General features: G+C 69.6%; 16 protein-coding genes and 1 tRNA gene. 13 read left to right on the top strand and 4 right to left on the bottom strand.

What is annotated here, in order from left to right; translation table 11 throughout:
* Window positions 1-114: 114 nt before the first annotated feature.
* Complete coding sequence (locus tag HDA39_RS32265; protein ID WP_184801644.1) at window positions 115-2,514, top strand: penicillin-binding protein; 2,400 nt, start codon at window positions 115-117, stop codon at window positions 2,512-2,514.
* Window positions 2,515-2,594: 80 nt separating this feature from the next.
* Here HDA39_RS32265 and HDA39_RS32260 read toward each other — a convergent pair whose 3' ends face one another.
* Window positions 2,595-3,062, bottom strand: a complete 468-nt coding sequence (locus HDA39_RS32260; RefSeq protein WP_184801642.1) for a GatB/YqeY domain-containing protein — start codon at window positions 3,060-3,062, stop codon at window positions 2,595-2,597.
* Window positions 3,063-3,088: 26 nt separating this feature from the next.
* On the opposite strand from HDA39_RS32260, the gene HDA39_RS32255 reads away from it, so the two are divergent.
* From HDA39_RS32255 to HDA39_RS32220, 8 genes are all read left to right on the top strand, one after another.
* Window positions 3,089-4,024, top strand: a complete 936-nt coding sequence (locus HDA39_RS32255) for a metallophosphoesterase (protein WP_184801640.1) — start codon at window positions 3,089-3,091, stop codon at window positions 4,022-4,024.
* Between the two features lie 46 nt (window positions 4,025-4,070).
* Window positions 4,071-4,144: transfer RNA gene (locus HDA39_RS32250), tRNA-Pro, on the top strand.
* 69 nt (window positions 4,145-4,213) lie between these two features.
* On the top strand, window positions 4,214-4,852 hold the full coding sequence (lipB, locus tag HDA39_RS32245) for a lipoyl(octanoyl) transferase LipB (RefSeq protein WP_337925981.1): 639 nt from the start codon (window positions 4,214-4,216) through the stop codon (window positions 4,850-4,852).
* Window positions 4,853-4,869: 17 nt separating this feature from the next.
* On the top strand, window positions 4,870-5,295 hold the full coding sequence (locus tag HDA39_RS32240) for a hypothetical protein (RefSeq protein WP_238356196.1): 426 nt from the start codon (window positions 4,870-4,872) through the stop codon (window positions 5,293-5,295).
* Window positions 5,288-5,986, top strand: a complete 699-nt coding sequence (locus HDA39_RS32235; protein ID WP_184801638.1) for a carbohydrate-binding family 9-like protein — start codon at window positions 5,288-5,290, stop codon at window positions 5,984-5,986. The genes HDA39_RS32240 and HDA39_RS32235 overlap by 8 nt, the downstream gene beginning before the upstream one ends.
* A 202-nt stretch (window positions 5,987-6,188) precedes the next feature.
* Window positions 6,189-7,223, top strand: a complete 1,035-nt coding sequence (locus HDA39_RS32230; protein ID WP_184801636.1) for a hypothetical protein — start codon at window positions 6,189-6,191, stop codon at window positions 7,221-7,223.
* A gap of 137 nt (window positions 7,224-7,360) precedes the next feature.
* Window positions 7,361-8,149 (top strand): CoA transferase subunit A, encoded by a 789-nt coding sequence (locus HDA39_RS32225; protein WP_184801634.1) that lies wholly within the window; start codon window positions 7,361-7,363, stop codon window positions 8,147-8,149.
* A 1-nt stretch (window position 8,150) separates the two neighbouring features.
* Window positions 8,151-8,780 carry a CoA transferase subunit B gene (locus HDA39_RS32220; protein WP_184801632.1) on the top strand — a complete coding sequence of 210 codons (630 nt, stop codon included), beginning with the start codon at window positions 8,151-8,153 and terminating at the stop codon, window positions 8,778-8,780.
* Here the strand turns inward: HDA39_RS32220 and HDA39_RS32215 are convergent.
* A complete protein-coding gene (locus HDA39_RS32215) occupies window positions 8,770-10,074 on the bottom strand; it encodes an alpha/beta hydrolase family protein (RefSeq protein WP_184801630.1) in 1,305 nt (434 codons plus the stop codon). The two genes, HDA39_RS32220 and HDA39_RS32215, sit on opposite strands and share 11 nt — an antisense overlap.
* 69 nt (window positions 10,075-10,143) lie before the next feature.
* A complete protein-coding gene (locus HDA39_RS32210) occupies window positions 10,144-10,800 on the bottom strand; it encodes an SDR family NAD(P)-dependent oxidoreductase (protein ID WP_184801628.1) in 657 nt (218 codons plus the stop codon).
* 77 nt (window positions 10,801-10,877) lie between these two features.
* Here HDA39_RS32210 and HDA39_RS32205 point away from each other — a divergent pair, with 77 nt between their 5' ends.
* Window positions 10,878-11,762 carry a carbohydrate kinase family protein gene (locus HDA39_RS32205; RefSeq protein WP_184801626.1) on the top strand — a complete coding sequence of 295 codons (885 nt, stop codon included), beginning with the start codon at window positions 10,878-10,880 and terminating at the stop codon, window positions 11,760-11,762.
* Window positions 11,763-11,773: 11 nt separating this feature from the next.
* Here HDA39_RS32205 and HDA39_RS32200 read toward each other — a convergent pair whose 3' ends face one another.
* Entirely contained in the window at window positions 11,774-12,478 is a 705-nt protein-coding gene (locus HDA39_RS32200; RefSeq protein WP_238356195.1) for an NUDIX hydrolase, read from the bottom strand.
* A 101-nt stretch (window positions 12,479-12,579) separates the two neighbouring features.
* Here HDA39_RS32200 and HDA39_RS32195 point away from each other — a divergent pair, with 101 nt between their 5' ends.
* The 3 genes from HDA39_RS32195 (at window position 12,580) to HDA39_RS32185 (ending at window position 16,608) form a co-directional block, all read left to right on the top strand.
* A complete protein-coding gene (locus HDA39_RS32195) occupies window positions 12,580-13,578 on the top strand; it encodes an SPFH domain-containing protein (protein WP_184801624.1) in 999 nt (332 codons plus the stop codon).
* Window positions 13,579-13,639: 61 nt separating this feature from the next.
* A complete protein-coding gene (locus HDA39_RS32190) occupies window positions 13,640-14,515 on the top strand; it encodes an NAD(+)/NADH kinase (protein WP_184801622.1) in 876 nt (291 codons plus the stop codon).
* A 152-nt stretch (window positions 14,516-14,667) separates the two neighbouring features.
* Entirely contained in the window at window positions 14,668-16,608 is a 1,941-nt protein-coding gene (locus tag HDA39_RS32185; RefSeq protein WP_184801620.1) for a CocE/NonD family hydrolase, read from the top strand.
* Window positions 16,609-16,654: the final 46 nt, after the last annotated feature.

The following is a 16,654-nucleotide window of genomic DNA, read 5'->3' as shown; positions in this document are numbered from 1 at the left end:
TCGTACTGGCTGCTTCGTGTGCGCTGCAGACGTTCTCGGAGTGCTTTCGGTTGGCGTGACGTAGATCACATGCCCGACTACGGCGTGGCTCGGCGATCCCGTAGGCTCTGACGCATGCGCGTCAGGGAGAAGGGCGACCGCGGCGTCGTCCAGTCGGTGGTTCTGTTCCTCGGGGTGAGCGTCCTGTCCGGCGCGCTCGCCGCCGGTCTGGCAATCCCGTTCGCGGGACTGGCCGGGTTCACGACCGAGAAGACCCACGAGACACTCCAGGACCTGCCACAGGAGCTGAAGACCGCTCCGTTGGCGGTCAAGAGCAAGATCGTCGCCAACGACGGGTCGCTGATCGCGAACTTGTTCGAGCAGAACCGCATCCCGGTGAAGCTGGCCCAGGTGAGTCCGATCATGCGCAAGGCGATCGTGGCGATCGAGGACGACCGCTACTACGAGCACGGCGCCCTCGACGCCAAGGGCACCCTGCGCGCCATGCTGCGCAACCAGTCCGAAGGATCGGTGCAGCAGGGTGGTTCCAGCATCACCCAGCAGTACGTGAAGCTGAGTCTCGTCGCCAAGGCGAAGACCCCGGAGGAGTACCAGCAGGCCACCGCCTCGACCTACCAGCGGAAGATCGCCGAGCTGCGGTACGCGGTCGCGGTGGAGAAGGAGTTCTCCAAGGACGAGATCCTGGAGAAGTACCTGAACCTGGCCAACTTCGGTGACGGCGCGTACGGCATCGAGGCGGCCGCGCGGCACTACTTCTCCACGACCGCGGCCAAGCTGACGCTGCCGCAGGCGGCCCTGCTGGCCGGCCTGGTCAAGAACCCGACCGGGTACGACCCGACCAACAGCGCGTCGGCGGCCAAGGCCCGGCGCGACGTCGTCCTGCGCCGGATGCAGGAACTGAACGTCATCACCGCCAAGCAGGCCACCGACGCGGTCCGCACCCCGGTCTACGACCCGAAGAAGGTGCAGAAGGTCCCGAACGGCTGCGCCTCCTCGAAGTACCCGTTCTACTGCGAGTACGTGGTCTCGAAACTGCTCGACAATCCGGCCTTCGGGAAGAACAAGAAGGAGGCCGAGCACTACATCAAGACGGCCGGCATCACGGTGAAGACCTCGCTCGACCCGAAGGTGCAGGCCGCGGCGGAGGCGTCGATCAAGGCGCACAGCCGGCCGAACGATCAGGCGATCGCGGCCGTGACGCTGGTGGAGCCCGGCACCGGACTGGTCAAGGCGATGGCGCAGAGCCGTCCGTACGGCAGCGGCAAGAACGAAACCGCGTACAACTACAACGTCGAGAAGTCCTACGCCGGTGGCTACGGCGGCTTCCAGAACGGTTCGACGATGAAGGCCTTCACGATCGCGGCCGCGATCCAGAAGGGCTTCCCGCTCAACCACCGGATCAACTCACCCCGCTCGATCAACCTGACCCGGGTGAAGTTCAGTACCTGCAGCGGCGTCACGCAGACTTTCGACGACTACAACCCGAGCAACTCGACCGCGGCCCAGGGCGACCTGACCATGATCGATGCCGCGAAGGCGTCGACGAACACCTACTTCCTCCAGCTCTCCAAGCAGACCGGACTGTGCCCGATCGCCACCATCGCGAAGAACCTGGGGCTCTACAACGCGCAGACCACCACCCCGCTGGAGCAGGTGGTGTCGATGACGCTGGGCGTCGGGTACGTCACCCCGGTCCAGCTGTCGAGCGCGTACGCCGCCTTCGCCGCGCGCGGCAAGTACTGCAAGCCGCTGGTCGTCACCGCTGTCCTCAACAACGCCGGCAAGCCGATCAAGACCCCTGGCATCGAGTGCAACCAAGCCTTGGAGCCTTCGGTCGCCGACGGCGTGAACCGCGTGCTGCACGAAGTGATGGAGCCAGGCGGCACCGGCAGCAAGCTGAAGTTCGGCAGCAGCGACCTGGCCGGCAAGACCGGAACGATCCAGGACAACAAGGCCGTCTGGTACGCCGGCTACTCGAACCGGCTGGCCGCGGCCTCGGTCGTCGCCGACGCCACCTTGCCGTACAAGGACCTGATCGGGCAGACCCTCGACGGCAGGGAGATGAGCGACGCCTCCGGCTCCGGGACGGCCGGCCCGGTCTGGAAGACCGCGATGCAGAAGGCCCTGGCGGGCACCGCCGAGACGAAGTTCGTCGCCCCGAGCGACAAGACGGTCCGCGGCGATGTGAAGGATCTCCCGTTCGTGAACGGGATGAGCGTTCCGGACGCCACCAACAAGCTCCAGCAGGCCGGTTTCAAGGTCGTCGTGGCGCCCGGCCAGGTCGACTCCAACGAAACAACCGGCACCGTTGCCTACACCAGCCCCCGCCAACGCGACGGAGCCCCTGAGGGCAGCGAGGTGACCCTCTACATCTCCAACGGCAGTAAAGGCCAGCAGCCGCCGAACCCGCCGAACAGCCCGCAGCCTCCGAACCCACCGAACACGGGTAAGCCAGGCGGGATTCCGCAGTGCCCGCCGTGGCACCCGCAGTTCCCGAACTGTCCACAGCGATGAACTGAGCGAGGGCCTCCCCGACGGGGGAGGCCCTCCTTCGTTGCAGGCCTAGGCAGAACCGTTGCCCGCCGCGCTCCTGCCTACGCGCCCAGTTGGCGTTTGACCTCGGCGGAGACGGCGCCACCGTCGGCCTTGCCCTTGACCTTGGGTTGCAGGGCGCCCATCACCTTGCCGATGCCGCGGGGGCCGAGCTCGGCGGCGCCGGTGGCGGCTACGGCCTCGGTGACCAGGGCGGCGATCTCCTCGGCGGTGAGCTGTTCGGGCAGGTACTCGGCCAGGATATCCGCCTCGGCCTGTTCCTTGTCGGCCAGTTCGGCGCGGCCGGCCTCGCGGTAGGCGGTGACGGACTCGCGGCGCTTCTTGGCCTCGGCGGTCAGGACGTCGAGCACCTCGGCGTCGGACAGCTCCCGGGCCTCCTTGCCGGCCACCTCGGCCTTGGTCACGGCCGTCAGCGCCATCCGCAGGGTCGACTTGCGGATGTCGTCGCGGGCCTTGAGGGCCGCGGTCATGTCGTCGTGCAGGCGTTGCTTCAGCTCGGAGTTGGACATAGGGGAGATTGTGGCAGGCTGGAGGAATGAGTTTCCGGGGGCTGGCCACAACGACGCTGAAGACCGCAGGGGTGATCGGCGCGATCGGTGCCGCCTGCGTGGGTTACGCGGCGGCCGTCGAGGTGCGCTGGTTCACACTGCGCCGGTTCACCGTTCCGGTGCTGCCCCCGGGCGCTGACCCGCTGACGGTGCTGCACCTGTCCGACCTGCACCTGATGCCGACCCAGGAGAAGAAGATCCGCTGGGTCAACGAGCTGGCCCAGCTGGAGCCCGACCTGGTCGTCACCACCGGCGACAACATCTCCTCCCCCGACTCCGTGCTCCCGCTGCTGCGCGCGTACGGCGCTCTGCTGGACCTGCCCGGCGTGTTCGTCTTCGGCTCCAACGACTACTGGAAGCCCCACTTCAAGAACCCGGCGAACTACTTGCTCCCGGCCAACAAGCAGAGGCACAAGCCACACGGGCCGGACCTGCCGTTCGAGGAGATGCGCAGCGCGTTCACCGAGGCCGGCTGGGCCGACCTGAACAACCTGAAGACCACGCTCAAGGTCAACGGGCTGCGGCTGGACTTCGCCGGCACCGACGACCCGCACATCAAGCGCGACCGGTACGCCGAGGTGGCCGGTGAGGTCGACCCCGGCGCCGACCTGTCGATCGGCGTCACCCACGCGCCGTACCAGCGGGTCCTGAACGCGTTCGTCGGCGACGGGTACCCGCTGATCCTCGCCGGGCACACGCATGGCGGGCAGCTCGCGGTGCCGCTGTACGGCGCGCTGGTGACCAACTGCGACCTCGACGCTTCCCGGGTCAAAGGCCTGAGCACCTGGGGCTCCGAGGGCCGCCAGGCCGCCCTGCATGTGTCGGCCGGACTGGGCACTTCGCCGTACGCGCCGGTGCGGTTCGCGTGCCGTCCGGAGGCGACCTTGCTCACGTTGGTGCCCCGGATTCACGCCGGTGAATAACCCGATTTCGTCCCAGCCCACGGCGCATGTAAGCTGACTCCGGCTTCGGGCTGTGGCGCAGTTTGGTAGCGCGCGTCGTTCGGGACGACGAGGTCGCAGGTTCAAATCCTGTCAGCCCGACAGAAGAGGGCGGTGACTCGCGAGAGTCGCCGCCCTCAGTCATTTCCCGGGCGGTTCTAGGCTGGTCGGGTGAGCGTGCTGCAGCGGGTGGATCTGGGCGAGGTCGAGTACGAGGTCGCCGCCAAGGACATGAAGACCTGGGTCGAGGAGCGGACCGGCGGCACGGCCGGGGACCGGCTGTTCCTGTTGAGCCATCCGCCGGTGATCACGTACGGGTCGCGGACATCGCTGGACGACCTCCCGGCCGAGACTGCTGGGATCCCGGCGGTGGCGGTCGACCGCGGCGGCTTCGCGACGTACCACGGCCCTGGACAGCTGGTCGGGTACCTGGTGATCGACCTCAAGCAGCGTGGCCCGGTCGACATCGTCCGCTGGGTCGAGACCGGGCTGATCGCGGCGCTCGGCGAGCTCGGCTTCCCGCTGGTACGCCGGGAGACGCCGCGCGGCGAGAGCAGCCTGGTCGGCGTCTGGACCGAGGACCACCGCAAGCTCTGCTCGATCGGGATGCGGATCCGCCGCGGCGTGACGAGCCACGGGTTCTCGATCAACGTGGACCCGGCGATGGACGTGTTTCACACGTTCACGACCTGCGGGCTGCACGACGTCACGATGGTCTCCCTGGCCGAGCTCGCCGCCGAGCAGGACCGGCCGGCTCCCACCGACGGCGAGGTCCGCGACGCGGTGGCCGCCGCCCTCGGAGCCGCCTGACCCAGTAGCCTGCGGCCATGGACGCGGACGAGGACGAGGTGACTACTCATCGTTTCACTGCTCCTCCCCTGCCTCCACTCCTGATCCTCGCGGTGGTCGGCGTACTGACCGGGTTCGTCACGATCGGCATGGTGTGGCTGAGTGAGCGTGGGTGCGAGCAGTTCCGCGACACCTCGAACTGCGGCGCCTGGGGTTTCCCGCTGCTCGTGCTGACCGTCGTGGTCGCGATCGTGCTCGCTGCGACCGCGCTGAGCCGGCTCGCGATGCCGCACCCGCGGCTGGTCGCCTTCCTCGGGATCGGCTTCATGCTGCTCGTCGTCCTCGGCTTCCTCGCCGACCGTCTGTTCACCACCTGGACCCTGCTGGTCGTCCCGGTGCTGACTGCGACTACCTTCCTGCTCGCCCACCTGCTCGCCGGACTGCTGGAGCGCGCCGATGCCTGATCTGTCCCGCTACAAGGCCCACCGCACGACCACACCGCCACCGATCGACGGCACGCTGACCCACCCGGCCTGGGCGGAGGCGGCCTGGACCAGCGACTTCGTCGACATCCGCGGCGACCAGCCGGCGCCGGCGTACCGGACGCGGGCGAAGCTGCTGTACGACGACGAGTACCTGTACCTCGGCGCCCGGCTCGAGGAACCGCACGTCTGGTCGACGATGACCGAGCAGAACACGTTTCTGTACGAGGAGAACAACTTCGAGCTGTTCGTCGACCCGGACGGCGACCGGGAGAACTACTACGAGTTCGAGATCAACCCGCTCGGCACGATCTGGGAGCTCACGCTGCCCAAGCCGTACGCCGACGGCGGCGTCGCGATCGACCCGACCAACCTGCCCGGCCTGCGGACCGCGATCCACGTCGACGGCACGCTCAACGACCCGAGCGACGCCGACGCCGGCTGGAGCGTCGAGGCGGCCTTCCCGTGGGCCGAGCTGGCGCGGCACACCAAGGCCTCGATGCCGCCGAAGCCGGGCGACGAGTGGCGGATGAACCTGATGCGGGTCGAGTGGTCGCACGACGTCGTGGACGGCGCGTACCGCAAGGGTTCGCAGCAGGACTTCTGGGTCTGGTCGCCGCAGGGCGAGGTCGACATGCACAAGCCCGAGCGGTGGGGCGTGCTGGAGTTCTAGGGTGTGTCTCCCAATCCCCCGCCGTAGCGAGCAGGTGCCCGGCGCGGTAGCTCGGTGCGCGGGAGACGAGCGCTGCGATGCGAAGCATCGTGAGCTTGGCTCCCGTGCAGCGAGATGCCGTGCCGGGTGCCGCGCAGTAGGCGGGGGATTGGGAGACACACCCTGGGGGGTGCTCCCCGGCGGTGAACCCGCCGGGGTGACAATGAGTGATGTGGAGTTCCGGGGTGGAGGGTTCGACGAGGATCTGTCGTACCTGATCGACCTCGTCGAGCACCCGGACCCGTTGCGCACAGCAACCACCTCACCGCGCTCGGCGATCCGGTCCGCGGCCGAGGGCGACCAGGTGGTCGCCGCGATCGAGCGGGCCTGCGAGAGCGATCCGCGGATGGCGCTGCGGCTGGTGGCCGGGCTGTCGAGCTACTGGTGGTCGCGGGGGCTGCAGGACGAGGCGGCGGCCGCTGCGGAGCGGGTGCTCGGCATGCTCGGGCGGACTGTGCCGGCTGGGCTGGAGGAGGAGTACCTGCTCACCGTGCTGCACGGGGCCTCGTCGGCCGAGCAGGAGCAGCTGGACCTGGCTCAGCAGGTCGTGCTGGATGGCGTGGGGCCGTTCAAGTACCCGGTGACGGTGCTGCTGTGGTCGCTGGTCTTCGGGCCCTTCGAAGCCAGTACGACGGTTGCCGACGTACTGGCTCGGCACGAGCGGGACGGGGACGCGTGGACCCGGGCGGCGGTGGAGCTGATCAGGGGCTATCCCGGGCTGGTCGACATCGGGCCGGCGGAGGCGGAGCAGGCGCTGCGGATCGCGCTGGCGCGCTTCCGGATGCTGGAGGACCGGTGGGCGATGTTCCTGGCGCTGACCGGGCTGCGGCAGATCACCGACGACCTGCTGCCGGTCACCAGTGAGGCCGTGGAGCTGGCAGAGGAGCTGGGGCTGGAGGAGGAGGCTGGGCTCCTCCTCTGCGAGCGTGCCGAGCTGTACCTGCGCGCGGGTGCGCTGGACACCGCCCGAGCCGACTTCGCCCACGCGCTGAAGCTGGCCGAGCACACCGACTGCGCTGAAGCAGCAGCCGCCGCCCAGATCGGCCTGGCCCGCACCGCCCGGTACGCCGGGAACCTGGTTGGCGCCCGGGAGCACTTGAGCGTCGTACTGGGCAGCTGCCCGGAGGAGCTGGTAGACGCCCGAGAGGAAGCAGCCCACGAACTGCGGCTCTTGTGCTCGGCTGAGGCGACCGCCTAGCCATGTAGTGCGGGCACACAGTGCTGTGTGGCGGCGTACTGCCTGTGGTTTCGGCCACAGCGAGTGGGGGTCGCCGGGAGGTCGGGGGCTGGTTAGAGTCGGGTGACCGAGCCCTCGAACTGCAACGGAGCAGCCGGATGGACAAGACGTACGGGTCGCCGCAGGACGCGGTCGACGACATCGGTGACGGGGCGAGCCTCGCGGTCGGCGGGTTCGGGCTGTGCGGGAACCCGATGCAGCTGATCGACGCCCTCCACGCCAAGGGGGTGAGCGGGCTCAGCGTCGTGTCGAACAACTGCGGTGTCGACGACTGGGGTCTCGGCATCCTGCTCGCCGACAAGCGGATCGCGAAGATGACGTCGTCGTACGTCGGGGAGAACAAGGAGTTCGCCCGGCAGTTCCTGTCCGGTGAGCTGGAGGTCGAGCTGACGCCGCAGGGCACGCTGGCCGAGAAGCTGCGGGCCGGCGGCTGCGGGATCGCCGCGTTCTTCACCTTGGCCGGCGTCGGTACGCAGGTCGCCGACGGCGGGCTGCCGCAGAAGTACAACACCGACGGCTCGGTCGCGAAGGCCTCGGAGCCGAAGGAGACCCGGGAGATCAACGGCACGACGTACGTGCTGGAGGACTCGATCACCACCGACTTCGGCCTGGTGCACGCGCTCAAGGGCGACACCCACGGCAACCTGGTCTTCGACCGCAGCGCGCGCAACTTCAACCCGCTGGCCGCGATGGCCGGCCGGATCACGATCGCGCAGGTCGAGGAGCTGGTCCAGCCTGGTGAGCTGGACCCCGACGAAATCCACCTGCCCGGCGTCTACGTCCAGCGAGTAGTTGCTGTCGGCAAGGATATCGAGAAGCGGATCGAGAAGCGTACGGTGCAACCCCGCGAGGCCTACGAGGCCCAGCGCGAGAAGCTGGAGGCCTGACATGCCGCTGACCCGTGAGCAGATGGCCGCCCGGGCCGCCGCCGAGCTCGAGGACGGCTCGTACGTCAACCTCGGCATCGGCCTGCCGACGATGGTCCCGAACTACATCCCGGACGGCGTCACCGTCGTCCTGCAGTCCGAGAACGGCATTCTCGGCGTCGGTCCGTACCCGGTCGAGGGCGACGAGGACCCGGACCTGATCAACGCCGGCAAGGAGACCGTCACGACGTTGCCGGGGGCATCGTTCTTCGACTCGTCGCTGTCGTTCGGGATGATCCGCGGCGGCGCGATCGACGCCGCCATCCTGGGCGCGATGCAGGTCTCGGCGACCGGCGACCTGTCGAACTGGATGATCCCCGGCAAGATGGTCAAGGGGATGGGCGGCGCGATGGACCTGGTGCACGGAGCCAAGAAGGTGATCGTGCTGATGGAGCACGTCGCCAAGGACGGGTCGCACAAGATCCTGCAAGAGTGCGACCTGCCGTACACCGGCCGCGGGGTGGTCGACCGGATCATCACCGACCTCGCCGTACTGGACGTCACCGACGACGGGCTGCGGCTGGTCGAGCTCGCCGAAGGGGTCACCTTCGACGAGCTGCAGGACAAGACCGGGGCGCCGATCAAGCGATGAACCGGACGTCCGGGTGCCTCGGCGAGTCCCGCCAGGTGCCCGGACGGCCGCGCAGGTGCTGGTCGAAGAACGCCGGGACGTAGGTGTTGAGAGTCCTGAGGATCCGGACCGGGTCGACGGTCCCGATGGAGTTGGCGATCAGCTCCGGCGGAACGGTGAAGTGGCGCTGGAACCACGGGAGCACCGCCTGGTGGTCGATGAACGTGTAGTGCTGCCCGTTCGGGACGTTGAGGTCGCGCTTCCAGCCGGTCGAGTTGTCCCAGAACAGCCCCCAGGACGGGTCCGTACGGTGGGTCTGCGGACCACCGTTCGGGCCGGTGCCGCCGGCGCCGAAGAGCAGGAACGGGCGGTCGAGGCCGCGCGCGACCACCGGGCAGTCGGCGGGGTTGGGGTAGCCGTAGCCGAGAGTGCCGTCGAGGTCGATGCCTGCCTTCACCCGGCGGTCGACCAGCATCACGTCGGCCGAGGTGATGCCACCGGCCGAGTGGCCGTACGCGCCGATCCGGGTCAGGTCGAGGACGTCGCCGAGGCCCTTGGGCAGGCGCCTCTCGTCAGCATCCGGGTTGCGCCCCTGCGCCAGCTGCCGGAGGGCGTCGAGCACCAGCTGTACGTCGGCGACGCGCGTCGCCCGGGCCAGGTGCGCGTACGGCTCCGGCGGCAACGTCTGTACGGCGACCCGCCCGCCGGGGAACTCGACCGCGGCGGCTTCGTACGTGTGGTCGACGCTCACCACGACGTACCCGCGGCTGGCCAGCTCGGCGACCATGATCGAGGCCAGCCCGCGGGGTACGCCGAAGCCGGGCGAGAACAGCACCACCGGTCGCCGCCCCCAGCTGCGGCTGACCGGCGCCGACAGCCCGGCGTGAACGCGTGCCCCTGCCCAGTCGACGGCATCGACCGGCTGCTGGAGAGCGATCGCGGCGCCCTCGGCGTACACCTGGGCGGTGAGCGGCGGCAGGTACGGCGCGGACTCGGTCCGGCGAGCCGCCGGGTACCAGATGCTGATCATCAGCTCTCGTGGACGGCCGGGGACGAACGGGTCGTCCCGCCCGGCGTCGACGAGATGCAGTTCGGTGGTGCCGACCGGGAAGGGCCCGGTCGGCCGGGGGAACCGCAGCTCCACCGGCCGTCGCGCCGGGCTCCGCCTGGCGGCTCCGGCGGGCCGGGCGGCTCCGGCGGGCCCGGCAGACCCGGCGAGCCCTGAGGGCGTCGCCGGAGGCGGGCCGGCGACGGCCTGGCCGGCGGTGGCGATGGCGGCTGCTGTTCCGGTGAGCAGGATGCGGCGAGTGAGCATGTCCCGACTGTGCCGTTCGGCAGACCGTGCTCACCTCCCCCGAACGCCAGGTGGTACCCCTGTCGAAAGTCAGATCTGCTCGAAGTGGAAGGCGCGGATGAAGCAGTCCCGGGGCTGCCCCACCGCGAACAGAACGCAGTCGACCACGGACCGGGCGGTGAGCGGCGCGCCGGATTCGCGCGGGCCGTCCTGGACGAAGTCCGGCGGGAACAGCGAGATCACCCGGATCCCCTCCGGCCGGAGCCGCGCGGACAGGATCTCGGCGTAGCCGGCCTGGGCGTGCTTGGCCGCGTAGAAGGCCGGGTGCGCCGACGACCGGTGCTGCCCGGGTTCGCCCGCGGCGGAGACCAGGTTCACCACGTCCGCGCCGTTCGATGCCCTGAGCAACGGAAGGACACGCTCGGTGAGCAGCGCGGTCCCGATCGCGGCACCGCCGATCGTGTCCGCGACGTCGGCGGGTGAGGCGTCGCCCTCGAGGTAGCGCGCGCCGCTGTTCACCAGGACGTCGAGCCGCTCGAGCTCCAGGCCGGCGATCGACGCCGGCGACGCGAGGTCGAGTACGACGGCCTCCGCGGATCCACCGGCCGCGCGAACGAGGGCGACGGTCTCCTCGGCGGCGACCGCCGTACGGGCCGTTGCGATGACGTGTGCTCCGGACGCGGCGAAGGCGAGCGCGAGCAGACGTCCGGTGTCCCGGCCGGCGCCGGTGATCAGTACGTGTTTCATGTAAAGAAGGAGATCAGTTCAAGAGCTGTCGAGGTCAACCCCTCCCGGGTCTTGTGCGGCTCGGTGAGGATGGGTGCATGGACTTGGACGTGCTCGTGATCGGCGGCGTTGGCATCGACACGATCGTGCACGTTCCCACCCTGCCGTTGCCGGATCGGGAGACCATCCACGTCGCGCCCGTCGAGTCGTACGTGGGCCACACCGGCCACGGCGTCGTGCTCGGTTGTCACCGCCTCGGGCTGCAGCCCGCGCTCGCCGACGTGATCGGCGACGACGCGGAGGGCCGGCGGATCTGCTCGGCGTACGACGAGCTCGGACTGCCGCTGGCGATCGCCCTGCACCCGAGCGGGACGAGGCGCAGCGTCAACCTGGTGTCGCCCGACGGCAGCCGGCTCGCCCTGTACGACGGACGCCACCCCACGGGGATGTGGGTGGACCCCGTGCTCTGGCGCGACTGGACCGGCCGCGCGCGCCACGTGCACGTCTCGATCATGGACTTCGCGCGGCGGGCGCTGCCCGACGTCCTGGCGGCCGGCTGCACGGTGTCGACGGACCTCCACGACTGGGACGGCGAGAACGAGTACCACCGGGACTTCGCGCAGAGCGCCGACGTCGTGTTCGTGTCGACCAGCGCGCTGCGCGACAAGGCGGTCGACTGGATCTTCGCCAGCGGCCGGGCGCAGGTGGTGGTCGCGATGGCCGGCGCCGACGGCAGCTACCTCCACGTCCGCGGCGAGGACCCGATCCACCTGCCCGCGGTCGACCTCCCGGGCCGCCCGGTGGTCGACACCAACGGCGCCGGTGACGCCTACGTCGCGGCCTTCCTCACCACCTGGCTGGACGGTCGCTCGTACTACGAAGCCGCGACGGCCGGCACCATCGCGGGTGCCTGGGCCTGCGGCTCGCCCGGCACGCACACCGACCTCATCACCGCCGAACAGCTGATGCTGCTCAACCGTTAGGGAGACACGCCCTACCCGCGCGTCAGCGGCGGATGGAGCGTCTCCGCCGAGCCTCGGCGGAACAGCTGCGCCGGACGGCCGCCGTCGCGGGTCGTGGTGGCTCCGAGCGGTACGACGAAGCCTTCCGTCCGGGTCGCCTTGCGGTGGAAGTTGCGGGGGTCGAGCGGGATGCCCCAGACGGCTTCGTAGACGCCGCGCAGCTCGGAGACGGTGAACTCGTCGGCACAGAAGGCGGTCGCGAGTGGCGAGTACTCGAGCTTGGCCCGCGCGCGTTCGACGGCGTCGGTGAGGATCCGGTGGTGGTCGAAGGCGAGCCGGCCGGGATCGTCCAGCACCTCCGCGACCGGGATCCAGGACGCCGACGCCGCGTCCGACCCGGCGACCGGCGTCGGCAGGTCGGGGACGAGCGCGAGGTACGCGACGCTGATCACCCGCCCGCGCGGATCGCGCCCGGGTTCGCCGTACGTCGCCACCTGCTCGAGGTGGATGCGCGGGGCGTCCGACGACGCGTCGCCCGAGCCGACACCGGTCTCCTCGGCCAGCTCGCGACGGGCGGTCTGCTCCAGGCCCTCGCCCGCGCGGACGAACCCGCCGGGCAGCGCCCAGCGGCCCCGGTGCGGAGGGATGCCGCGGCGGATCAGCAGCACCTCGAACGAGCCGCCCTGGACGGTCAGGATCACCAGGTCGGTGGCCACACCCATCGGGTCGAAGTCCATGGTGTCCACCTTAATCGTCACCTTGACGAAAAGCGATCCGAGGTCTTATCGTCAGAGTGACGACAAAGCAGGCCGGAGTGTCCGGCCGTGAGGAGACAGCCATGGCAGACATCACGCGGTTCCGGTTCATCAGCCACCTGCGGGCCAACCCGACCACCCACGTCCGGCACCTGCGGAACGGGAAGCTGGCGCACGACGGCGCCGGGCAGGCGTTCTGGTTCCGCGCGCTGAACTCGGCGCTCAGCGAGGTGCCGGTCGACGACCGCGAGCAGCCGCTGCTGTTCCACGGACGGACGGTCGACTTTCAGGACGTCGTCGTGCAGGCGACCGTGACGTACCGGGTGACCGACCCCGCGCTGGCCGCGACCCGGCTCGACTTCGGGATCGACCCGGACACGGGGAGGTGGCGGGCGACTCCGCTCGAGCAGCTCGGCGGGCTGCTGACCGAGCTGGCGCAGCAGACCGCGCTCGACCTGCTGGCGCGGATGACGCTGACGCAGGCGCTGTCCGAGGGGATGGCGTCGCTGCGGCTGGCGGTGAGCACCGGGCTGCGCGAGGACCAGCGACTGACCGGCCTCGGGATCGGCGTCGAGGACGTGCGCGTGGTCGCCGTACGGGCTGAGAACGATGTGGAGCGCGCGTTGCAGACTCCCACCCGCGAGATGGTGCAGCAGGCGGCCGACAAGGCGACGTACGAACGGCGCGCGATGGCGGTCGAGCGGGAGCGGTCGATCGCGGAGAACGAGCTGCAGAACCAGATCGAGCTCGCCCGGCGCGAGGAGCAGCTGGTGACGCAGAAGGGCCAGAACGAGCGCCAGCGCGCGACGGAGGCCGCTGCCGCCGGGCGCATCGAGACGGAGGCAGCCGCTGGGCGGAAGCGGGCTCTGAGCCAGGCCGAAGCGGACGCCAAGCGAGTCATCGGTGCCGCTGAGGCTGCAGCTGAGAAGGCTTTGCTGGATGCCTACTCCGAGATGGACCAGGCGACGATCCTGGCTTTGGCGATCAAGCAAGGTGCCCTGCCGGAGATCGGCACGCTGAACCTGACGCCGGACCTGATCACGCCGCTGCTCACGAAGCTCACCGCCGGCGACAACTCATGACCACCACACCAAGTCGGCGGAAGGCCGACCTCGCTCAGCTGCTCAGACAGGGAGTCACGCGATGAGCCTTCCTCCCCGGGCTGTTCTCGTCCACCGGGCGACCGAGCTGACCGAGCTCGTCGCCCGGCACGGGACTCGCCAGCAGGCCGGGTTCTTCCTGCAGACCCGCGGGCGGGACCTCGCCGAGCTGGACGAGCGGCACCAGGCCCAGCAGAAGGCGCTGGCCGCGGTGTCGGCGGCCGTCCCGCTGGACTGGCGGCGGGCGGTGGCCGAGCGCGGTGACCTCGATCGGTTCGTGTTCGGGCCCGAGGACGTGGTGATCGCGATCGGGCAGGACGGGCTGGTGGCGAACGTCGCCAAGTACCTCGACGGGCAGCCGGTGATCGGGATCAACCCCGAGCCGGCCCGCAACCCCGGCGTACTGGTGCCGCATCCGCCGGACGCGATCGCCGACCTGCTGCGCACCCGGCACGTCGAGGAACGCACGATGGTCGTCGCCGGCACCGACGACGGCCAGCGCCTGCTGGCGCTCAACGAGGTGTACGTCGGCCACCGGACCCACCAGTCGGCCCGGTACCGCCTCGCCTCGCCCGAGGGCCTGGAGGAACGCCAGTCGTCCTCCGGCCTGCTGGTCGGCACCGGAACAGGATCCACGGGGTGGTGCCGCTCAGCCTGGCAGGAACGCCGCAGCCGCCTCGCCCTGCCGGGCCCGCTCGACCCGGCGTTGTGCTGGTTCGTCCGCGAGGCCTGGCCGTCACCCGCGACCGGTACGTCGTACACCGAAGGCGTCCTCACCGCCCAGGAACACCTGACCGTGACCGCCGAGGCCGACCTGGTCGTCTTCGGCGACGGCATCGAGGCCGACGCCCTGACCATCACCTGGGGCCAGCGCCTCGACATCACCCTCGCCGACACCCGCCTCCGCCTGGTCCGCTGAAGTTTTTCCCGTGATCTCCACGGATGGTGACCACCCGGGTGAGATCTGTGCTGACAGCGGTGTCAGGTTCTGCATAAGGTGCGTTCACCACAACGGCCCTGTCGAGGGAGGGCCGGCGTGCTCCACCCACCGCCCACAGGGGAGCTACAGGCATGCGCAGATCCAGAAGGGGTTCGGCCTTCCGTACCGGAGTGGCCCTGCTCGCCACCGCGGCACTGGCGCCGATCGCGTCGCTGTCCGCGACCGCCGGCCCGCCGAGCAAGCCGTTCGTCCAGGGGACGCAGACGGTCGCGGCGTACGACTACGACAACGCCGTCCACGAGCGGATCCAGGTCGACGTCCCGGGGGTCGACGCCGACGCGAACGGCGTCAAGGACCAGGTCACCGTCGACATCATCCGGCCCGGAGAGGCCGCCGAGGCCGGGATCGACATCCCGGTGATCATCCAGGCGTCGCCGTACTACGCGGGCGACCCGAAGAACTACTTCGACGACGCCGGCACCCGGCAGGTGTACGGCAGCTGGCTGGACAACTACTTCGTCCCGCGCGGGTACGCCGTAGCCTTCGTCGACATGCCGGGCACGTTCCGCTCGACCGGCTGCAGCGACGTCGGCGCGGACTACGAGGTGCTCGGCACCAAGGCCGTGATCGACTGGCTGAACAATCGCGTCCCGGGCCACACCCCGGACGGCGCCAAGGCCAAGGCCGACTGGTCGACCGGCAAGGCCGGCATGATCGGCGTCTCCTGGAACGGCACGATCGCGAACTCCGTCGCGAGTACCGGCGTGCGCGGGCTGGAGACCATCGTGCCGATCGCGGCGATCTCCAGCTGGTACGACTACACCCGCGGCTTCGGCGTGCCCTTCTACGACGAGTACATGGGCTTCCTGCACGACTACGTCAGCAACGACGCGTCCCCGCGCTGCGAGGAGCTCACCGGCGAGATCGAGCAGGACTCCGACACCCGCACCGGCTCGTACAGCAGGTTCTGGGACCCCCGGAACTACCGGCTCGACGCCGGCAAGGTGAAGGCCAGCGTGTACGTCGTGCACGGGCTCGGCGACGAGAACGTGAAGACCCGGCACTTCGGCGAGTGGTGGGACGAGCTGGCCAAGCGCAACGTGCCGCGCAAGATCTTCCTGCACCAGGGCGTGCACCTGGACGGCTTCAGCTTCCGCGACGAGTGGGTCGACAAGCTGCACCCGTGGTTCGACTACTGGCTGCAGGGCCTGAAGAACGACGTGATGAAGACGCCGCAGGCGACCGTGCAGCGTGAGGACGGGTCGTTCGTCGACGAGCCGCGCTGGCCGGCCACCGGGGTGAAGAACACCAAGCTGAACCTGAGCAAGGCGCAGAACGCCAAGACCGGCGGCCTGTCGATCGGGACCGGCTCGTCGGACCCGGTCAGCTTCACCGGGACCAGTCAGGAGTCCGCCGACACCGTCGTACTGGATCCGACCGCGCAGCGGACCGACCGGGCGGTGTTCCTCAGCAACGACCTGGAACAGTCGGTCCGGATGTCCGGCACCGGCAAGGTGTCGGTCCGGGTCAAGGTCAACAAGGTTGCCGCAGGCATCAAAGCCCGCCTGGTCGACTACGGTACGGCGACCCGCTACCGCGACGTCACCAACGTGCCGAACACCAGCGTCTGCTGGGGTGACGGCAACACCCTCGACACCGGGTGCTACGCCAAGACCCAGATCAACACCGCCGTCTCCGACGCCTCGATCGCGGTCCGCACGCTGGCCGACATCGGGCACTACAAGTCGCTGAACCGCAAGGAGTCGCTGCAGTCCGGCAAGTGGTACGACCTGTCGTTCGAGCTGAACGCCGACGACGTCGTCTTCACCGCCGGCCACCGGCTCGGCCTGGTCCTCACCGTCGAGCCCGACAACCCGTCGGTCCCGTTCACCGGTGCGACCGTCACGCTCGACCCGGCCAAGTCGTCCCTCACCCTCCCCCTGACCAACGCCCCGGATCTCGCGACCGCGGACACCCCGCAGTCCCGGATCCCGGCCGACTCGCTGGCCCAGCCCGAGCCCTCCAAGGACCCGGTCGAACTGATGCGTCAGTTCGTCGAAGCTTCGCGCTGATCTGAACAGCAAGAAGCCCCGGCCTGCTGAGGCCGGGGCTTCTTGT

Source organism: Kribbella italica (assembly GCF_014205135.1).
GTDB lineage: Bacteria > Actinomycetota > Actinomycetes > Propionibacteriales > Kribbellaceae > Kribbella > Kribbella italica.
Note: the sequence above shows the minus strand (reverse complement) of the source record. Positions and strands in the feature narration are given on the sequence as shown.